The organism is Duganella dendranthematis, assembly GCF_012849375.1.
Classification (GTDB): domain Bacteria; phylum Pseudomonadota; class Gammaproteobacteria; order Burkholderiales; family Burkholderiaceae_D; genus Rugamonas; species Rugamonas dendranthematis.
The window spans coordinates 1,342,801-1,361,297 of the sequence record NZ_CP051684.1 but is presented as its reverse complement, the minus strand read 5'-3'; the positions used below and the strand labels follow the sequence as shown (position 1 = coordinate 1,361,297).

20 protein-coding genes are annotated in these 18,497 nt (G+C 62.6%); 9 read left to right on the top strand and 11 right to left on the bottom strand.

The annotated features are described in order from the left end of the window. Position 1 precedes the first annotated feature (1 nt). Together mutL and HH213_RS06320 are read right to left on the bottom strand one after the other, a co-directional pair. Positions 2 to 2,044 (bottom strand): DNA mismatch repair endonuclease MutL, encoded by a 2,043-nt coding sequence (gene mutL / locus HH213_RS06325; protein WP_169111518.1) that lies wholly within the window; start codon positions 2,042 to 2,044, stop codon positions 2 to 4. Positions 2,045 to 2,137: 93 nt separating this feature from the next. Next, entirely contained in the window at positions 2,138 to 3,064 is a 927-nt protein-coding gene (locus HH213_RS06320; protein WP_169111516.1) for a peptidylprolyl isomerase, read from the bottom strand. A 134-nt stretch (positions 3,065 to 3,198) separates the two neighbouring features. Between HH213_RS06320 and HH213_RS06315 the strand changes: the two genes are divergently transcribed. Further along, entirely contained in the window at positions 3,199 to 3,843 is a 645-nt protein-coding gene (locus HH213_RS06315) for a VTT domain-containing protein (RefSeq protein WP_110845108.1), read from the top strand. Here HH213_RS06315 and HH213_RS06310 read toward each other — a convergent pair. Further along, a complete protein-coding gene (locus HH213_RS06310; RefSeq protein ID WP_169111514.1) occupies positions 3,817 to 3,984 on the bottom strand; it encodes a hypothetical protein in 168 nt (55 codons plus the stop codon). The genes HH213_RS06315 and HH213_RS06310 overlap by 27 nt on opposite strands. Between HH213_RS06310 and HH213_RS06305 the strand changes: the two genes are divergently transcribed. Beyond that, positions 3,983 to 5,020, top strand: a complete 1,038-nt coding sequence (locus tag HH213_RS06305; protein ID WP_169111512.1) for a carbonic anhydrase — start codon at positions 3,983 to 3,985, stop codon at positions 5,018 to 5,020. The two genes, HH213_RS06310 and HH213_RS06305, sit on opposite strands and share 2 nt — an antisense overlap. 65 nt (positions 5,021 to 5,085) lie before the next feature. Here the strand turns inward: HH213_RS06305 and HH213_RS06300 are convergent, their stop codons facing one another. The 3 genes from HH213_RS06300 to tsaE are packed head-to-tail and all read right to left on the bottom strand — an operon-like array spanning position 5,086 to position 7,739. Next, complete coding sequence (locus HH213_RS06300) at positions 5,086 to 5,913, bottom strand: D-hexose-6-phosphate mutarotase (RefSeq protein ID WP_169111510.1); 828 nt, start codon at positions 5,911 to 5,913, stop codon at positions 5,086 to 5,088. Positions 5,914 to 5,925: 12 nt separating this feature from the next. Further along, positions 5,926 to 7,290, bottom strand: a complete 1,365-nt coding sequence (locus HH213_RS06295) for an N-acetylmuramoyl-L-alanine amidase (RefSeq protein WP_169111508.1) — start codon at positions 7,288 to 7,290, stop codon at positions 5,926 to 5,928. Then, on the bottom strand, positions 7,254 to 7,739 hold the full coding sequence (gene tsaE, locus HH213_RS06290; RefSeq protein ID WP_169111506.1) for a tRNA (adenosine(37)-N6)-threonylcarbamoyltransferase complex ATPase subunit type 1 TsaE: 486 nt from the start codon (positions 7,737 to 7,739) through the stop codon (positions 7,254 to 7,256). The genes HH213_RS06295 and tsaE overlap by 37 nt, the downstream gene beginning before the upstream one ends. Before the next feature lie 63 nt (positions 7,740 to 7,802). Between tsaE and queG the strand changes: the two genes are divergently transcribed. Beyond that, the gene (gene queG, locus HH213_RS06285; RefSeq protein ID WP_169114996.1) at positions 7,803 to 8,903 is read left to right on the top strand and encodes a tRNA epoxyqueuosine(34) reductase QueG; all 1,101 of its coding nucleotides are present in this window, start codon (positions 7,803 to 7,805) and stop codon (positions 8,901 to 8,903) included. Between the two features lie 194 nt (positions 8,904 to 9,097). Here the strand turns inward: queG and HH213_RS30640 are convergent, their stop codons facing one another. From HH213_RS30640 to HH213_RS06260, 5 genes are all read right to left on the bottom strand, one after another. Next, positions 9,098 to 9,370 carry a BrnT family toxin gene (locus tag HH213_RS30640; protein ID WP_169111493.1) on the bottom strand — a complete coding sequence of 91 codons (273 nt, stop codon included), beginning with the start codon at positions 9,368 to 9,370 and terminating at the stop codon, positions 9,098 to 9,100. A gap of 44 nt (positions 9,371 to 9,414) precedes the next feature. Beyond that, positions 9,415 to 10,263 carry a CPBP family intramembrane glutamic endopeptidase gene (locus tag HH213_RS06275; RefSeq protein ID WP_169111491.1) on the bottom strand — a complete coding sequence of 283 codons (849 nt, stop codon included), beginning with the start codon at positions 10,261 to 10,263 and terminating at the stop codon, positions 9,415 to 9,417. Next, complete coding sequence (locus HH213_RS06270; protein ID WP_169111489.1) at positions 10,260 to 10,736, bottom strand: MarR family winged helix-turn-helix transcriptional regulator; 477 nt, start codon at positions 10,734 to 10,736, stop codon at positions 10,260 to 10,262. The genes HH213_RS06275 and HH213_RS06270 overlap by 4 nt, the downstream gene beginning before the upstream one ends. A gap of 93 nt (positions 10,737 to 10,829) precedes the next feature. Next, positions 10,830 to 11,411 carry a response regulator transcription factor gene (locus HH213_RS06265; protein ID WP_169111487.1) on the bottom strand — a complete coding sequence of 194 codons (582 nt, stop codon included), beginning with the start codon at positions 11,409 to 11,411 and terminating at the stop codon, positions 10,830 to 10,832. A 5-nt stretch (positions 11,412 to 11,416) separates the two neighbouring features. Further along, positions 11,417 to 13,435 carry a two-component system sensor histidine kinase NtrB gene (locus HH213_RS06260; RefSeq protein WP_169111485.1) on the bottom strand — a complete coding sequence of 673 codons (2,019 nt, stop codon included), beginning with the start codon at positions 13,433 to 13,435 and terminating at the stop codon, positions 11,417 to 11,419. Between the two features lie 126 nt (positions 13,436 to 13,561). Here HH213_RS06260 and HH213_RS06255 point away from each other — a divergent pair, with 126 nt between their 5' ends. The 6 genes from HH213_RS06255 to HH213_RS06230 all read left to right on the top strand — a co-directional run bounded on the left by HH213_RS06255 (position 13,562) and on the right by HH213_RS06230 (position 18,492). Beyond that, a complete protein-coding gene (locus HH213_RS06255; protein ID WP_110845098.1) occupies positions 13,562 to 14,548 on the top strand; it encodes a TRAP transporter substrate-binding protein in 987 nt (328 codons plus the stop codon). 61 nt (positions 14,549 to 14,609) lie between these two features. Further along, entirely contained in the window at positions 14,610 to 15,182 is a 573-nt protein-coding gene (locus HH213_RS06250; RefSeq protein ID WP_110845097.1) for a TRAP transporter small permease, read from the top strand. Beyond that, the gene (locus HH213_RS06245) at positions 15,179 to 16,459 is read left to right on the top strand and encodes a TRAP transporter large permease (RefSeq protein WP_169111483.1); all 1,281 of its coding nucleotides are present in this window, start codon (positions 15,179 to 15,181) and stop codon (positions 16,457 to 16,459) included. Before HH213_RS06250 ends, HH213_RS06245 begins: the two co-directional genes overlap by 4 nt. 404 nt (positions 16,460 to 16,863) lie before the next feature. After that, on the top strand, positions 16,864 to 17,385 hold the full coding sequence (locus tag HH213_RS06240) for a methylated-DNA--[protein]-cysteine S-methyltransferase (protein WP_110845652.1): 522 nt from the start codon (positions 16,864 to 16,866) through the stop codon (positions 17,383 to 17,385). Further along, positions 17,361 to 18,263 carry a site-specific tyrosine recombinase XerD gene (xerD, locus tag HH213_RS06235; protein ID WP_169111481.1) on the top strand — a complete coding sequence of 301 codons (903 nt, stop codon included), beginning with the start codon at positions 17,361 to 17,363 and terminating at the stop codon, positions 18,261 to 18,263. Before HH213_RS06240 ends, xerD begins: the two co-directional genes overlap by 25 nt. Before the next feature lie 58 nt (positions 18,264 to 18,321). Beyond that, positions 18,322 to 18,492, top strand: a complete 171-nt coding sequence (locus HH213_RS06230) for a hypothetical protein (protein WP_169111479.1) — start codon at positions 18,322 to 18,324, stop codon at positions 18,490 to 18,492. Positions 18,493 to 18,497 lie beyond the last annotated feature (5 nt).

Below are 18,497 nucleotides of genomic sequence, written 5' to 3'. Positions count from 1 at the left end.
ATTATTGACCGCGCAGGAAGAGCTTATCGAGCGCGCCGATTTCCACCTGCACCCAGGTCGGACGACCGTGGTTGCACTGGTCCGCACGTTCGGTGATTTCCATCTGGCGCAGCAGGGCGTTCATCTCCTGCAGCGACAGGATGCGGTTGGCGCGCACCGCCGTGTGGCAGGCGAGGGTGCCGAGCAGTTCGTTCTGGCGTTCGATCAGCACGCGCGAGCCGCCGAATTCGCGCACATCGCGCAGCACGTCGCGCGCCAGCGTCTGGGCGTCGGCGTTCTTCAGCAGCACCGGCACCGAGCGCACCGCCAGCGTGGTCGGCGACAGCACGGCGATGTCGAAGCCCAGTGTCTGCAAGGTCTCCTGGTGTTCTTCGGCGGTGCCGACTTCCACCGCGTCGGCGTAGAAGGTGATCGGGATCAGCAGCGGTTGCACCTGCATTTCTTCGCCTGCCACGCGGCTATCCAGCGCATTTTTCAGTTGCTCGTACAGGATGCGTTCATGCGCGGCGTGCATGTCGACCAGCACCAGGCCTTTGACGTTCTGCGCCAGTATGTAGATGCCGTGCAGCTGCGCCAGCGCGAAGCCGAGCGGGAATTCTTCCTGCGCCATGGCGGCGGCGGAGACGGTGAAGGAGCTGGTTTGCGGCAGCGTCATGTCGGCGGCGCGGTCGCCGGCAGGGCGGTCGCTGTCGCGGAACATGGCGCCGTATCGTTCGGTGCTTTGCGCGACACCGCCGCCGGCGCCGAAGCGCGGGCCGGCGTAGTTGCCGCCAAAGCCGCCGCCAATACCGCGGCCAGTCGATGCGCCGCCGTAGCCATTACCATCGGCTGGGCCACCAAAACCGCCACTGGCCGCATCTCTGCCGTCGGCCGCGCCGCTGTCCGTACCGCGCGCGCCGAATGGCGATGGCGAGAACGTCGGTGCGTAATCAGGCGCCAGCAGTGGGCCGAACGAGGTCTGTTCGCCGCGCCACATCGGCGTGGTGTTCAGGCTATCCGCCGCCGGCAGCGGCGATGGCACACTGCCGTGCGCGGTGGCCGAGGTTTGCGCCAGCGCGCGCTGCACTGCGTGGAACACGCATTGATGCACGGCGCGGCCATCGCGGAAGCGCACTTCGATTTTCGACGGGTGAACGTTGACGTCCACCAGCGACGGGTCCATGTCCAGCGACAGCACGTACGACGGGAAACGGTCGCCATGCAGCACGTCCTGGTAAGCCGCTTTGACCGCATGCACCAGCACCTTGTCGCGCACGAAGCGGCCGTTCACGTAGAAGAACTGGCCGTCGGCGCGCGCCTTGGAGGCGGTCGGCAGACCGATGTAACCATGCAGTCGCAAAGGGCCGATGGTTTCATCGACCGGCAGGCGCGCTTCGGCAAAGCCGTCGCCGAGGATCTGCGCGCTGCGGCGGGCGATTTCGCTGACGTTCCAGTGATCGACGGTGCGGCCGTTGTGGGTCAGCGAGAACGAGACGTCGGGCCGCGCCAGTGCGATGCGGCGCACGACCTCGGCGCAATGGCCAAATTCGGTTTGCTCGGACTTGAGGAACTTGCGCCGCGCCGGCGTGTTGTAGTACAGGTCCTTGACGTCGATGGTGGTGCCCAGCGCGCCGGACGATGGCGTCGGCGTGGCGTTGTGCGAGCCGGCGATTTCCCATGCATGGGCCACATCGGTGGTGCGCGAGGTAATGGTCACTTGCGCAACAGAGGCGATGGAGGCCAGCGCCTCGCCACGGAAGCCGAGGGTGCCGACGTTTTCCAGGTCGTCCAGCGAGGCGATCTTGGAGGTGGCGTGGCGCGCCAATGCCAGCGGCATTTGCTCGGGCGGGATGCCACGGCCGTTGTCGGTGATGCAGATGCGTTTGACGCCGCCTTCTTCCAGGCGCACGGCGATTTGCGTGCCGCCGGCGTCCAGCGCATTTTCCAGTAGCTCTTTGACCACGGCGGACGGCCGTTCCACCACCTCGCCGGCGGCGATCTGGGAAATCAGCTGGTCGGGCAGGGCCAGGATGGGGCGTGGGGGACGGAGGTCTGGGGCGTTCATCCCTGCGATTATAGCGTGTGCGGCACCTTTTACCCCGCAAACCAGGGATGGGGGTCTGACCCCGTACGGGGTCAGACCCCCCTCCGGTTGGGGTTACTGCTTTGGACGTTCGCGCACCGGGATGGCGGCGTTGCACAGTTCCAGATAGTTGGCGGCGTATTTGTTCCACGGGCCGCCGCGATTGCGTTGCGCTTCCAGCACCTGCTCGTAGATTGGCGCCTCGCTGCGCATCACTTCAAAGTGGCTGCGCTCCGCTTCCGGCACATCCGCCTCCAGCCGCACCGAGACAATCGGCATGCGCGGCTCGTTCGGGCCGTAGAAGCCCAGCGCTTCGCTGCCGCGCGGCAGGGTAGTCAGCAACGGCATGCCCGAGATCACGCGACCCAGCAGCGTGATATTGCGGTCCAGGTGACGCGGCGCATGGCCGGTGATCGCATACAGCTCGGAGCCGCTGCCGCTGTCGGTGTCGTTGTCGCGGCCCACGCCCACCATGCCGTAACAGTGCGCCAGCCAGGTGGTCTTGGCTTTCGGATCGCGTCCCACCGGGAAACCATTGGAGTGGCCGATCTGCGGCGCGTAGCCATCCGCATCCTTTTGCAGCACGAAGTGCTTGTCGTTCGCCAGCGGCGCAGTGAACTCGCCCGGCACCTTGGCCTTGGCCGTGCCCAGCGACTTGGGCTTGGTCTCGGCATTCGGATCGCCCCACTGCGCCACGTAGTTATCCTGCGAACGGATCACCGCCAGTCCATCGAAGTAGTGTTCGTTGACCATGGTCTTGATATTGGCCACGCCCAGCGGCGCGAAGTCCGGCGCCAGTTCGATGACCACGCGGCCGGTCGGCAGATCCATATACAGCGTGTTGGCCGGATCGGTCGGCCGCCAGTCGGCCGGCTTGGACGTCTTGATGATGTCGCCGGCGCTCGGGCGCTCCGGCAGATCGGCGGCGACAGCGCTGGCGGCGCCGAGGCCCAACGCCAGTGCTGGCAGGGATAAAACACGTAAAGTGCGGAACAAAGCCATCCAAATCTCCTTGGTTGATCGAACCCGCTTGCTGCGGGGCCTGCGACGATTGTAATCTGGATATGACCAGCGCGGAAACCGCCGCCCAGTGACTGGCGGTAGTGTATGATGCCGGCTCACCTTATGGAAAGAATATGGACTTAGTGCATTTTTTTGAGATGATTCTGCATGTCGATAAGACGTTGGAATTGTTGATCCAGCAGTACGGTACGCTGATTTATGTTGTGCTATTTGCCATTATCTTCGCCGAAACCGGTCTGGTAGTTCTGTTCTTCTTCCCTGGGGATACGCTGTTGTTTATCGCTGGCGCGCTGTGCGCGGTGGGCGAGATGAATCTGCCGCTGCTGATGGTGCTGCTGACTACCGCGGCTGTCACCGGCAATACGGTCAATTACTGGATCGGCGAAAAGGTCGGACAGCGGGTATTTACCCATGATTACCGCTGGCTCAATAAAGAAGCGCTCACGCGCACCCACAACTTTTTCGAAAAACACGGCGGCAAGACCATAGTGCTGGCGCGGTTCATTCCGGTGGTGCGCACTTTTGCGCCGTTCGTCGCCGGTGTGTCGGACATGACGTTTGCCCGCTTCCAGCTGTATAACTTCACCGGCGCCATCCTGTGGGTGCTGCTGTTGACCTCGGCCGGCTACTTCTTCGGCAACATCCCGATCGTGCGCGAGCACCTGACCGAAATCGTGCTGTTCGGCGTTGCCCTGGCCGTGGTGCCGATGGTGATCGGCGCCCTGTGGAAATTAACTCGGCGCCTGCAAAGCCGCTGAAACCCGCATGTAGCCATGCTGCGCGGTCGTCGCAGCATATTTTTTTGCTATTTTCTTCGCGCCTTGCCAAGGCGCTGCCCTCAAGTTTTGCCCAAATGCATCCGTATACCAGACTGTAACTGTTACTTCTGGATACTTCATGCGCTCCCTCCTGACCCTGATTGCCTGCTGCTGCGTGGTTTCCGCAGCCACCGGCACTGAAAAAGATCCGCTGCTTTCGCCTTCGACGAAATCGGCGGTGGCCGGGGCTGCGGGTGTCACTGGCGCAGCTGCGTCGGTGTTGGGTGCGTCGTCGGCTTCGTCTGCGGCGTCGAGCGCGCCGCCGCGCAAGATGACCGAGCGTGAAAAAGAAGCGCAGGCGGAGGCCGATCTGACCGCCCGCATCCAGGAACGTCTGGCCATCATGCGCGCCAACCAGGCCGCGCGCGTCGCCGCAGCGGCCAAGGCCAGGAAGCAGGCCGCCGTCAAGGAAGCCGCCGTAGCGGCCATCCCCAAGGTCTACAGCAATGTGTGGTCGTATGAAGGCGAGACCGGCCCGGCCAACTGGGGCAAGATCAATCCGGCGTGGGCCAAGTGCGGCAGCGGCAACCGCCAGTCGCCGATCGATCTGCGCGACGGCATGAAGGTCGATCTGGAGCAGATCACGTTTGACTATCACCCGTCGTCGTTCAATGTGACCGACAACGGCCACACGGTGCAGGTGATGGTTGGCAGCGGCAATTTCCTCACGGTTGGCAATCGCACCTATGAGCTGATCCAGTTCCACTTCCATCGTCCGTCGGAAGAGCGCATCAACGGCAAGGGCTTTGAGATGGTGGTGCACCTGGTGCACAAGGACCCGGAAGGCCGCATCGCCATGCTGGCGCTGCTGCTGGAACGCGGCAAGCCGCAGCCGGTGATCCAGACCGTGTGGAATAATCTGCCGCTGGAGAAGTTCGATACGGCGGCGCCGTCCGAACCGCTCGATCCGCAGGATCTGCTGCCGGCCAAGCGCGAGTACTACACCTTCATGGGATCGATGACCACGCCGCCGTGCAACGAGGGCGTGTTGTGGCTGGTGATGAAGGAACTGCTACAGGCTTCGCCGCAGCAGATGGCGCTGTTCAGCCGCCTCTATCCATTGAATGCGCGGCCGGTCCAGCCTAGCGCTGGCCGCATCATCAAAGAGTCGAATTAGCCGTCATTCCCGCGCACGCGGGAATCTATGCTGACTATGGGTTCCCGCCTGCGCGGGAACCCACGTCAGGTACTGATGGTGTGCTTGCCGGTCCAGGTGGCGCCGGCGGCCAGCGGTTGCTGATAGATGCGCGCCGGTTCGATGCAGACGAAGCGCAGGTATTCGTCGTCAGCCAAATCGGTCAGCGCGGCGGCATCGTCTTTGCCCGGATTCCACACTACCCACTGATCGAAGCCTTGCTGCGCCAGGTGCAGCGTGGCGTCGGCCGTGTTCAGCGTCACGCTCGGCGTGGACTGGTACATGCGGTCGTGCTTCTCGGTGAAGTGCAGCGCCGGCGTATCCTGCACCAGCGTTTGATTGTGGTGATCGAGGAACTGCTGGTGTTGCAGGCCGCTGATGCTGGTCGCATCCAGCTGGCCGACGTCGTAGTACGTATGCAGCGCCACGCCGAAATCGTAAGCCTGCTGGCCCGGATTGTGTGCGCTGTAGCTGATGTCTAGCGCATCGCCGCGCAGCGTGAAGCGCAGCGTCAGCGTAAAGTCGTGCGGCCATGCTTGCGCATGTTCTGCCGACAGGTCGGAAGGCGCCAGGCCGAATTCCAGGAACGAATCACCCTGTCCGGTCAGGCGCCAGGTGCTAACGCGCGCAAAGCCGTGACGCAGGCCGGGGCCGCGCACATTAAACTGCGGGAAGATGACCGGCACGCCGCCGCGGATCGCCTTGCTGCCGTCGAGCGGCGTTTGCGAACTGACGAACAGGCGTTCCTTGCCGTCGGCGGTTTTCCACGACAGCAGGTGCGCGCCGAATAGCGACACCGTCGCTTGCGCGCCATCGGCTGCGGTCAGGTGGACGGCCGGCAGATCGCCGTAGGTGGTCATCGTAACTACAGCCATGGGTCTCTCTTTTTAAGTCAGGCGGTTCTTCGCCAGCGGTGGATTCTTCGAAAAATAGCGGCGGATGCCGGTGACAATGGCGTCCGCCAGCTTATTCTGGTAAGCCTCGTCAAGCAGCTTGGCTTCTTCTTCCGGATTGGAGATGAAGGCGGTTTCGATCAGGATCGACGGAATGTCCGGCGCCTTCAGCACCGCAAAGCCGGCCTGTTCGACCGAACCTTTGTGCAGGCGGTTGATGCCGCCGATTTCGCCCAGCACCGAGCGGCCCAGCTTCATGCTGTCGTTGATCTGCGCGGTGGTGGACAGGTCGAGCAACACGCTGGCCAGCTGGCGGTCGTGGTTCTTGACGTTGACGCCGCCGATGTTGTCGGCCGAATTTTCCTTGTCCGCCAGCCAGCGCGCGGCCGACGAGGTGGCGCCTTTTTCCGACAGCACGAACACCGAGGAGCCGCGCGCGGTCGGCTGCACGAAGGCGTCGGCGTGGATCGACACGAACAGGTCGGCCTGCACCTTGCGCGCCTTGTCGACGCGGGTGCCGAGCGGCACGAAGTAGTCGCCGTCGCGGGTCAGCATCACGCGCACGTTCGACTGTTCTTCCAGCTTGGCCTTGAGGCGCTTGGCGATGGCCAGCACGATGTCCTTCTCGCGGCTGCCGTTCTTGCCGGAGGCGCCGGGGTCTTCGCCACCATGGCCGGGATCGAGCGCGATGGTAATCATGCGCACCATCTTGCCGTTCTTGTCGAATTTATCGGCCTTGGTCTGGGTCTCGGCGGTTTTGAGGTCGGCCTTGAGTTCCTCGCGCGGTTCTGCTTTCAGGTCGGGCTTGAGCTGTTCCAGCTGCTCTTTCGGCGATGACGGCGGCGCGGCGGCCACTTTCTGATCGGCGGTCCAGTCGCCTTTTTCGATCATGGCGGCGATCGGGTCGGCCGCCTTGACCGGATACAGGTCGAAGATCAAGCGGTGCTTGTAGTTGCCGGCCGGCGGCAGCGTGAACACCTGCGGCTTGACTTCTTCTTTCAGGTCGAACACCAGCCGCACCACGTTGGGCCGGTTCTGGCCCACGCGCACCTGCTTGATGTACGGGTCGTTGGACTGGATCTTGGCCACCAGGCTTTTCAGCGTGGGATTGAGCTCCAGGCCTTCGATGTCGACCACCATCCGCTCCGGGTCTTTGACGATGAAGTGGGTGGCTTTGAGCTCGCTGTCGTTTTCCAGCGTGACGCGGGTATAGTCGTCGGCTGGCCAGACGCGCACCGCGAGAATTTGCGCGGCGCTGGCGCGTAGCGGCGCCGTCACGGACAGCAGCAGGGTGGCGCCGGCCTTCAGGACGGTGCGGCGGCTCACATGTTGGGAGCGAATTTGAGGCGTTGAAGGCATGAGTTACCCAAGGCGGTAGACGCCTGCAATTCTACATCACGGCCATGGCCGGCCACAGTCAAAAATACGTTCAGATCGGGCGGCGGCAGCACGCCGTCGGCTTTTTCCGGCCATTCGACGATGCAGATGTTATCGCCGTTGAAGTCTTCGCGGAAGCCGGCGTCGAGGAATTCTTCCGGACTGCCCATGCGGTACAGGTCAAAGTGGATCACGCTGACGGCGCGGCCATCGAGCTGGATGGTGTATGGTTCAGACAAGGTGTAAGTCGGGCTTTTGACGGTGCCGACATGGCCGGCGGCGTGCAGCAGCGCGCGGGTGAGGGCGGTTTTGCCGGCGCCAAGGTCGCCGTGCAGGTGGATCGCCAGGCCCGGTACGAGCGCCCGCGACAACGCCGCGCCGAGTGCTGCGGTGCCTTCTTCGTCGTGGAGATGGGCTGTGAAGTGCTGCATCAATTAAAATGTCATGTTGGTTTGACCGCCATTGTAACCGCCTACGCCGCCTCGAATGCCAAGATGTCCCTGCCTGAATCCAATTTAGCCGAACTCGCCCTCAGCATCAAGCGTTGGGGTGTGGAGCTGGGCTTCGCCGAAATCCGCATCACCGATGTGGACCTGAGCCACGCCGAAGCCGGCCTGCAGGCCTGGCTGGACGCGGGCATGCACGGCGAAATGGACTACATGGCGGCGCATGGCATGAAGCGCGCGCGTCCCGCCGAGCTGGTGCCGGGCACCATCCGCGTGGTCAGCGCCCGCATGAACTATCTGCCGAGGGACACGGAAACCGGGGGCGAACATGACTGGCGCGAGCGCGAGGCGACGCGGCTGGCTGATCCCGGCGCGGCGGTGATCTCGGTGTATGCGCGCGGTCGCGACTACCACAAGGTGCTGCGCGCGCGGCTGCAACAGCTGGCCGACAAGGTGAAGGCGGAAATCGGCGATTTTGGTTATCGCGTGTTTACCGACTCGGCGCCGGTGATGGAGTTGCCGCTGGCCGAGAAGGCGGGGCTGGGCTGGCGTGGCAAGCACACCTTGCTGCTGTCGCGCACTGCCGGCTCGATGTTCTTCATGGGCGAGTTCCTGGTCGACCTGCCGCTGCCGATCGACGAGCCGACCGGCGCGCATTGCGGCCAGTGCTCGGCGTGCATCACCGCCTGTCCGACCCAGGCCATTCTCGGACCGGGCAAGCTGGATGCGCGTCGTTGCATCTCTTACCTGACCATCGAATTGAAGAATGCGATCCCGCTGGAGATGCGGCCGCTAATCGGCAACCGCATCTACGGCTGCGACGACTGCCAGACCGCCTGCCCATGGAACAAGTTCGCGCAGCGCGCGGTGCTGCCGGACTTCGATGAGCGCCATGGCCTGGGCAGCGCGTCGATGATCGAACTGTTTGCGTGGAACGAAGAAGACTTCAACCGCAAGATGGAAGGCAGCCCGATACGCCGCATCGGCCATGAACGATGGCTGCGCAATATCGCCGTGGGCCTGGGCAATGCGGCAGCCGCCGGGGCACGCGGCGACGCCGCCATCGTCGCCGCGTTGGAAGCGCGCCGCGACGATCCGTCCGAACTAGTACGCGAGCACGTGGCGTGGGCGCTGGCTTGCCACGCCTGAAATGACAGCACTAGCGTTTAGCCTTCTTGAGCGTTAAACGCTCGACTTTTTGGAAAGCGTGCTGGCCAGGGGGAATCGTTTTCGCGTCCGCCCAGTATGCATTGAAAGCCTCTGGATCATTCGTATCGTATGGGCAATCAGGATCATCGACACGATCAGGGGCGGCCGCGATCATTGCCTTGATTTCTTGCGGGCTAAAGGAAGGCGTTTTGAAAGTAGGTTTCGTGCTCACGTTTATCACCGTTTCGGCAAGAGATGAGTCTGGCAGTGTTGTTTCGCTCCGTCCAAATCAGCACCACAACTCTGCCCTGAAACAGACAAAGACTGCGGTGCCGTCTTTCGGTGTGGTCGGTCGTCCGATCTTCAGTTGTTTGCATCGGGAAATCGAAGACAACTTCCAGATCGGCAAGATCAATCCCATGCGCCAAGATATTACGTTTGCGTTTTTTTTCGTCCCAGGTAATCATGGGACGATCTTGTCATTTGATGATAGACCGTCATTTGAGCGCTATCAAGCGAGGTGATGCGGTTGAGCGCGTTTAAGCACCAGCACCGTGGCGATGCCCCACACCAGTAGCGTTAGCACCGAGGCTTCGACGCCGTAGGCGCCGCCGGTCAGCCATTCGGGGCCGGGCAGCGAGACTTGCAGCCAGCCGCGCGCTGCGTGGCCGGACAGCGGCACTGCAAACACGCCGTCAAACAGGAAGTTCCAGCCGAAGTGAATGCCGATCGGCAGCCACACGCGGCCGGTCAGCATATACGCGGCGCACAGCGTCAGCGATACCACGGCGGTGTTGAGCACTGCCAGCGCGCTGATGTTGTCGTTGGGCAGATGGGCGAGGGAGAACAGCACGAACGATACCGCCAGCGCGGTGCGCGTGCCCCAGCGCTGGTCGACAATGCGGAACAGCACGGCGCGGAAGATCAGCTCCTCAAACGTCGCCACCATGATCTGCTCCGGCAGGCACTTGAGCAGGAAGTCCCAGCCGGTGCTGGTGCCGGTGACCACAAACGCGCCCATCACCGCCAGGATGACGGCCACCTTCAGCCCCAGCGCCGCACCGGCCACCACGCCGGCGCCAAGGTCGCGTGCGGCGTGCGGCGCCGCCAGTTCGGCCGGCTGGCGTTTCTCGATGCGGATGACGAACAGGCGGTAGCTCAGGAAGCTGAGCACGGCGGCCAGCGGCATCGGCCACACCATGCGCAGCGGCTGCGGCACCAGGGCATGGATCAGCGCCAGCGTTAGCGAAATCGGCAGCATGACGGCGACCACGCCGAGCACGATGCGCAGCAGCGGATGCGTCAACACGCGCGCGCGGAAAGAAGGGATGGGCGTACCTGCGGGTTGGGCGATGCTCATGATGTCTCCTTGGTGATGGCGGCGCGCGCTTTGCGGATGCGGGCGCCGAATGGCTGATGCTGCAAGGCGGCGATGGCGGCCGCCAGGGCTTCGGACAAAGGGTAGGGCAGGTCGCCATCCAGGCTGTCGGCGGCGGCGCGGGTGGCTTGCCAGCACAGGTGCAGTTGCGGCAGCAGGTCTCGGCCACGGGCGCTGAGGCGCACCACTTTCTGGCGCGCGTCACGCACGCCGGGCGACGATTCCAGCAGTCCTTCCTTGATCATTAGCGCGACCGTCTGGGTGGCCGCCGGCTGGGTGATGCCGGCCGCTTCGGCGATCTGGCTGACGGTGTGCGGTTGGCCGCCTTCCAGCGCCCGCATCACCGGTGTATAGCGCGGCCGATAGTCGATGCCCGCCTCGTCGTAGGCGGCGCTGACGGCGCCGTCCAGCAAGTCGATCAAATGGCGCAACTGGGTTCCAAGTCCTTGTCTCATGTTGGAACTTTAACATAATACATAAGTGCTTATGTATTTAATTTAGCCTGGGGTGTGTTCACAAGTTAGCCGAACAACGACTCACGTCTGGGATTATTTGAGCAGGCCCGCCAGTTCAACGGCGGTTTTGACCTGCATCTTGTCGAAGATGTGTGCGCGGTGGACTTCCACCGTGCGCATGCTGATGCCCAACTGGTCGGCCACCACCTTGTTCATTTTGCCGGCCAGGATCAGGTCCAGCACTTCGCGCTCGCGCGTCGACAGCGTGGCCAGGCGGGCGTGGACCGCGGCGGTGTCGCTGGCGCGTCGCGAGTTGGTCAGCGCTTCCTGCACGCGGTCCATCAACTGGTTGTCGTTGAAGGGTTTCTCGAAGAAGTCGAAGGCGCCGCGTTTCAGCGTGTCGACCGCCATCGGCACGTCGCCGTGGCCGGTCAGGAAAATCACCGGCATGCGCTGCGCCAGGCCGCGCGTCAGCAGCTGGTCGAACACCGCCACGCCGTTCATGTCCGGCATGCGCACGTCGAGCAGCACGCAGTCGCCGGCCGCGTCAAAATCACCAATCTGCTGCAGGAACTGCGCCCCCGATTCGTAGGCGCGCGCGGCTATCGCCCGGGATGTGGCCAGCCAGCTCAGTGCGTCGCGCACTACCGCTTCATCGTCGACGATATGCAGCATTTTTCTTATGTCTCCTGTGTCGTGGCGACCGGCGCAGCCGGCAGCACGAACGTAAATATGGTCCCGCCTTGCGGGTTGGCGTGGAAGGTCAGGGCTCCACCGTGGAATTCTATCGCAGTCCGGCAGATGTTGAGGCCCATACCCATGCCTTCGGCCTTGGTCGAGAAGAACGGCGAGAACAGCCGCGCCGCCACGTCTTCCGGGATGCCGTGGCCCTGGTCGATGACGGCGACACTGACTTTGTCCGTCTCGGCGTCATAGGCCGCCACCACGTTGAGGATGCGGCGCTGCGGCGGGATGTGCTGCATGGCTTCGATGCCGTTGCGGGTCAGGTTGAGCAGCACCTGTTCGATCATCACGCGGTCGGCGCGCACCGGCGGCAGGTCGGGCGGAATCTCGGTGCGGAAGGTGACGTAGCTCTGGCGCGCTTGTAGCTCGATCAGCGCGCGGATGCCGTCCAGCAGCGACGGGATGGCCAATGCCTGGCGCAGCGGTTCGCGCTTCTTGACGAATTCGTGCACGCTGCGGATGATCTGGCCGGCCCGCTGCGCCTGCGCGCTGGCCTGTTCCAGCGCCGGCTTGAGGATGGCGCGGTCGACCGGCGCGTCACGATCCAGCACATTCAGCGCGCCGGTGGTGTAGCTGGAGATGGCGGCCAGCGGCTGGTTCAGTTCATGCGCCAGCATCGAGGCGATTTCGCCCATGGTGGCCAGGCGCGCCGACGATTGCAGTTTTTCCTGCTGCTGTCGGTTGACCTCTTCGATGCGCTTGCGGTCGGAGATGTCGAGGATGGAGCCCATCCAGCCGGTCTGCTTGCCGTTGTTGTCCACCAGCGGCGCCTCGAACACCAGCACCGGCACCCGCTCGCCGTTGGGACGCTGGAAGAAGGTCTCGAATTGCGGCGTCACTTTACCTGCGAGGACCGAGGCAAAGCGCGCCTGGTACTCGGACATGGCTTCTTCGGCCCAGTAGGGCATCGGCGGCAGCTTGCCGACGATTTCCTCGGCGGGATAGCCGACGATCTGGCAGAAGGCCGGATTGACATACGTGATGCGGCCTTCCAGGTCGCGCGCGCGCAGGCCGGTCACCAGCGAATTTTCCATCGCGGTGCGGAACGACATCTGCTGGCGCAGCGCGCCTTCCGCCGCCAGCCTTTTCGAGATGTGGCCCCACAAGGCCAGCAGGCTCCATAACAGGCCAAGCGAGAGCACGATCACCGAGCCGACCAGCAGGTTGGGCAGCAGCTGCGGTTCGCTCTTGACGCTGTCGGTCACCAGCGTGACCGAGGCGCCGGGCAAATCCAGCGCGCGCTTGTGGGTGTAGACGCCGTGACCCGGCCCGGCCGCCGCGCGCCGCGCCAGCACCTTGTCGTCGCGGTCCACCAGCGTGACCTGGTTGTCCTGCGCGAACCACCACGGCACCATCTCGTCCAGCAGCGCGGCGGTCTGGTAGGTGGCCACCAGGTCGCCCAGATAGGTGTCGCCGTGGAACAGCGGCACGTGGTAGTCCATCAGCACCGCCGACGGCGCTGCCGACGGGTTGTGCGCCTGCATCTCCGGCTGGGTGTACATCGGGCGCCGGGTCTTGCGCGTGATCTCGGCCGTGGCGCGCGACGCCGCCGTCAGTTCGATCGGCACGGCCAGCGGGTCGCTGCTGCCGCCGGGCCGGCCGTCCGGCGTCAGCCAGACCACGCGCAGCAGTTCATGGCCGTTCTGCAGCAGGCGCGCCATGCGCTCGTGCAGTTCTTTCGGCGACAGGCGACCGGCGGCGATCTCGATCCCCAGCGTGCGCAGGCTTTCCTCGTCGCGCGCCATCTGGAAGCGGATGGTCTGTTCGACCCACAGCGTATCGGCGATCAGCTGTTCCTGGCGCTCGTTGCTCTCCATCTGGCGCGCCTGCCAGGGCAGCCAGATCAGGATTGCCAGGAAAAACAACACCAGCACGATCGGCAGCAGCCAGCGCAGCGAGGTGCTGGAATACGGGCGACGGCGCGGAGCGTGAGGATTGGCGGGGCTGGAGGTCATGGGGGCTCAGGGTAGTCGGTCGGAACCGGGCGGTCATTGTGGTTATCCACAGTTGCATGTGTTGCAGCAATTCATAAGAATCGACCAAAATAGAACAATAGCGCAATTTAACCACCAGGAGACTTCATGAAACTGAAAACCGCACTGCTCGTCCTGAGCGCCGCCCTGAGCTTCAACGTGTACGCCCAGGCGCCGATCGTCATCAAATTCAGCCACGTGGTGGCGACCGACACGCCGAAAGGCCAGGCAGCGGAGCGCTTCAAGCAACTGGCGGAAAAAGCCACCAACGGCCGCGTCAAGGTCGAGGTCTATCCGAACAGCCAGCTGTACAAGGACAAGGAAGAGCTGGAAGCGCTGCAATTGGGCGCGGTGCAGATGCTGGCGCCGTCGCTGGCTAAGTTCGGCCCGCTGGGCGTGAAGGAGTTCGAGGCGTTCGACCTGCCATATATCTTCCCGTCGAAGACCGCGCTGTACAACGTGACCGAAGGCGAAATCGGCAAGTCGCTGCTGAAGAAGCTGGAGCCGAAGGGCATTACCGGCCTGGCGTTCTGGGATAACGGCTTCAAGGTGATGTCGGCCAATAAGCCGCTGCGCAATCCGAGCGACTTCAAAGGTCTGAAGATGCGCATCCAGTCGTCCAAGGTGCTGGACGCGCAGATGCGCGCGCTGGGCGCCAATCCGCAGGTGCTGGCGTTCTCCGAGGTGTACCAGGCGCTGCAGACCGGCGTGGTGGATGGCACCGAGAATCCGCCGTCGAATATGTACACGCAGAAGATGCACGAGGTGCAGAAGTATGTGACGGTGTCGAACCACGGTTACCTGGGCTATGCGGTGATCGTTAACAAGAAGTTCTGGGACGGCTTGCCGCCGGATATCCGCGCCGCGCTGGATAAGGCGATGAAGGATGCCACCACCTTCGAGAAAGCCATCGCGCAACGTGACAATGATCTGGCGCTGGACGCCATCAAGAAGACCGGCAAAACCGAAATCTACACGCTCAGCGTGAAAGAGCAGGCCGACTGGCGTAAAGCGCTGCTGCCGGTGCAGCAATCGATGGAAGGCCGGATCGGCAAGGACCTGATCTCGGCGATCAATAAAGAAGCCTCCAAGTAAGAGCCCGGCGGCCGGGGCGGCGCAAGGCCGTCCCGTTTCCTTTTTCCTCTAAAGGTACACCATGAAATTCCTCGATAAGCTCGAAGAATGGCTGATCGCGTCCCTAATGGGCGTGGCGACGCTATTGATCTTCGTAGCGGTGCTGCACCGCTACCTGTCCGGCCTGCCGATTCCCGGCCTGCAGGATTACCTGATCACCATTAATACCAGCTGGGCCCAGGAGGCCTGCATCTACATGTTCGTGTGGATGGCCAAGTTCGGCGCGGCCTACGGCGTGCGCACCGGAATCCACGTCGGCGTCGACGTGCTGATCAACCGCATGAACACCCCGTGGCGCAACAAATTTATCATATTCGGCCTGCTGGCCGGCGCCACGTTCACCGCCATCATCGGCACGCTGGGCGCCAACTTCGTGCACCACATGTCGCAGACCGACCAGACCTCGGCCGACCTGGAAATTCCGATGTGGATCGTCTACCTGGCGGTGCCGCTGGGTTCCTATCTGATGTGCTTCCGCTTCCTGCAGGTGCTGGTGTCGTTCGTCAAGACCGGCGCGCTGCCTAAGCATGACCACTCGCACGTCGAGGGCCTGGAAAACGAACTGCCAGTGAGCGACAAAGGAGCCCAAGCATGAACGCGCTGATTATTTTCGTGCTGCTGCTGGCGCTGATGCTGACCGGCATGCCGATCTCCATCTCGCTCGGCCTGACGGTGCTGACGTTCCTGTTTACCATGACCGAGGTGCCGATCGACACCGTGGCGCTCAAGCTGTTTACCGGCATTGAGAAATTCGAGATCATGGCCATCCCGTTCTTTATTTTGGCGGGCAATTTCCTGACCCATGGCGGGGTAGCGCGGCGCATGATCAACTTCGCCAGCTCGATGGTCGGCCACTGGCACGGCGGCCTGGCGCTGGCCGGCGTGCTGGCCTGCGCCTTGTTCGCGGCGGTGTCGGGCTCGTCGCCGGCCACCGTGGTGGCGATCGGCTCCATCATCCTGCCGGCCATGGTGCGCCAGGGCTATCCGAAGAGCTTCGGCGCCGGCGTCATCACCACCTCCGGCGCGCTGGGCATCCTGATCCCGCCGTCGATCGTGATGGTGATGTATTCGGTCACCACCAACACCTCGGTCGGCAAGCTGTTCATGGCCGGCGTGGTGCCGGGTGTGATGCTGGCGTTCTTCCTGGGCCTGACCACCTGGTGGCTGGCGCGCAAGCACAACTACCCGCGCATGGCCAAGGCCAGCTGGGGTGAGCGCTGGACCACCTTCCGCAAGAGCGCGTGGGGCCTGCTGCTGATCGTCATCGTGATGGGTGGCATCTACACCGGCACGTTCACGCCGACCGAGGCGGCGGCGATGGCGGCGGTGTACGCGTTCTTTATCGCGGTGTTCGTCTACAAGGACCTGAAGCTGAAGCAGGTGGGCAAGGTGCTGCTGGATTCGGCGGCGATGTCGGCCATGCTGCTGTATATCATCACCAACGCCATCCTGTTCTCGTTCCTGATGACCAGTGAAAACATTCCGCAGGCCATGGCCGAGTGGATCACCGGCCAGGGGCTGGGGGTGGTGTCGTTCCTGCTGGTGGTGAACATCCTGCTGCTATTGGCTGGTAACGTCATGGAACCATCGTCGATCGTGCTGATTATGGCGCCTATCCTGTTCCCGGTGGCGATGAAGCTGGGGATCGATCCGGTGCACTTCGGTATCTTGATCGTGGTCAATATGGAAGTCGGCATGTGCCATCCGCCGGTGGGCCTGAACTTGTATGTGGCGTCCGGCATCACCAAGATGGGCATCACCGAACTGACGGTGGCGGTATGGCCTTGGCTGCTGACCATGCTGGGGTTCTTGATCCTGGTCACATACATACCACAAATTTCCTTGTGGCTGCCAAATTTGATTTACTCTTAAACTAGTTCCGCTTTCCGCTACAAAAAACTTGAGAAAAAGCTTAACGAATACGTTATGATGGCGTCGCTCTCAGGGAAACATGCATATCGATATGCGACCTTGTAGCAAAGAATTGTTAGTGGGGAGTGTGTATAGAAACGGTAACGAATACCGGCAATAGATCGAGGAGACACACGTTTTACAGAATGTTGCTGTTATAGGGTCTGCAGGCCGCCACAAGCGTGCTACGGAACCAAGCAAGCGACCGGGAACGTGAAGCAGGATTTGAAAACGCACCTGAGGGTGCGTTTTTTTTCGCCCCGACGCTTTACAATCTATTAAACGTGGTTTTTTTGCTGTAGTAAGGACGCAACAATATGGTGCGTTCGGACAACTTTGGTACTTTTTTGGTGCAAGTAACTGTGATGAAAATACAACAGGGTAGTGAGTTGTTCGCCGCCGTTCTGGCGTTCCCCTTTGGGAAACTGGGCGTTCGCACGGCTCAGGGCATGATTACCGAGCTGTGCTACCTGCCGCCCCATTTTGAGGCAAAAGCGCCGCAGGACGCGACGGCCGAATTGCTGGCTTACCAAGTAGGCAAGTATTGCGACGACGCCGACTTCCAGTTCTCCCTGCCGCTCAAGCGCAGTGGCACCGAGTTCCAGCAAAAGGTGTGGGATGAGCTGTGCGCGATTCCGCGCGGCAGCACGCGCACCTACGGCGAACTGGCGCGGCACCTCGGGTCGGCGCCGCGCGCGGTGGGGCAGGCGTGCGGCGCCAACTGGTTCCCGGTGGTGGTGCCATGCCACCGCGTGACCGCCGCCACCGGCCTGGGCGGCTTCTCTAACAGCGACGATCCCAACGGTTACCTGCTCGGCATCAAACGCTGGTTGCTGGCACATGAAGGATCGAGTGAATACGCATGGCAGCAGACAACTTTGCTCTGATTGACGAGTTCTGCGACAGCCTGTGGCTGGAAGACGGGCTGTCGAAGAATACGCTGGAAGCCTACCGGCGCGATATGCGTTTGTTCGCCGGCTGGCTGGAAAAGAAGCGGCCGGACGTCGGCGGCCTGCTGGCGGTGGCCGCCCACGATATCGAAAGCTATATCGGCGCGCGCCATGAGCAGGGCAAGGCGACCTCGTCCAACCGGCGACTATCGGTTATCCGACGCTTCTACCAGATGTTGCAGCGGCAGCGCCGTATCGAGGACGATCCCAGCCTGAAGCTGGTGTCGGCCAAGCAGCCGCAGCGCTTTGTGCATACGCTGAGCGAAGCGCAGGTGGAGGCCTTGCTGGCCGTGCCGGATGTCAATACCCCATTGGGCTTGCGCGACCGCACCATGCTGGAGCTGATGTACGCCAGCGGCCTGCGGGTGTCCGAGCTGGTCGACCTGAAGATGCTGGAACTGAGCCTGAACGACGGCGTGCTGCGGGTGACCGGCAAGGGCGCCAAGACGCGGCTGGTGCCGTTTGGTCAGCAGGCGCGGGTCTGGATCGAGCGCTACGTCAATGGAGCGCGCGGCGTCATCCTCAACGGCCAGCAGGACGACGCGCTGTTCGTCACCGCGCGCGGCGCCGGCATGACGCGGCAGATGTTCTGGGTACTGATCAAGAAGCATGCGTTAAACGCGGAGATCAAGACGCCGCTGTCGCCGCACACATTGCGGCACGCGTTTGCCACCCATTTGCTGAACCACGGCGCCGACTTGCGTGTTGTTCAATTGCTACTGGGACACTCCGATATCTCGACCACGCAGATCTATACACACGTCGCCCGCGAACGCCTCAAGCATTTGCATGCGCAACATCATCCTCGCGGGTGAGCAACTTGGTTCATAATGAGGGTTGTGCAGTGCAACGCTTTTAAAGAAGGAGAAGCAAATGGCCAAAACAAACTTCGCATATGAAAAGCGGCAGCGGGAATTGGAAAAGAAGAAAAAGCAGGAAGAGAAGAACCGGCGCAAGGCCGAGTTGAAGAACAACCCGGATTTGGCGCAGGAAGGAGAGGAAGACGTGGCCGAGGGCGAAGCGTCCACCCCCGGCACCGAATAACCCCC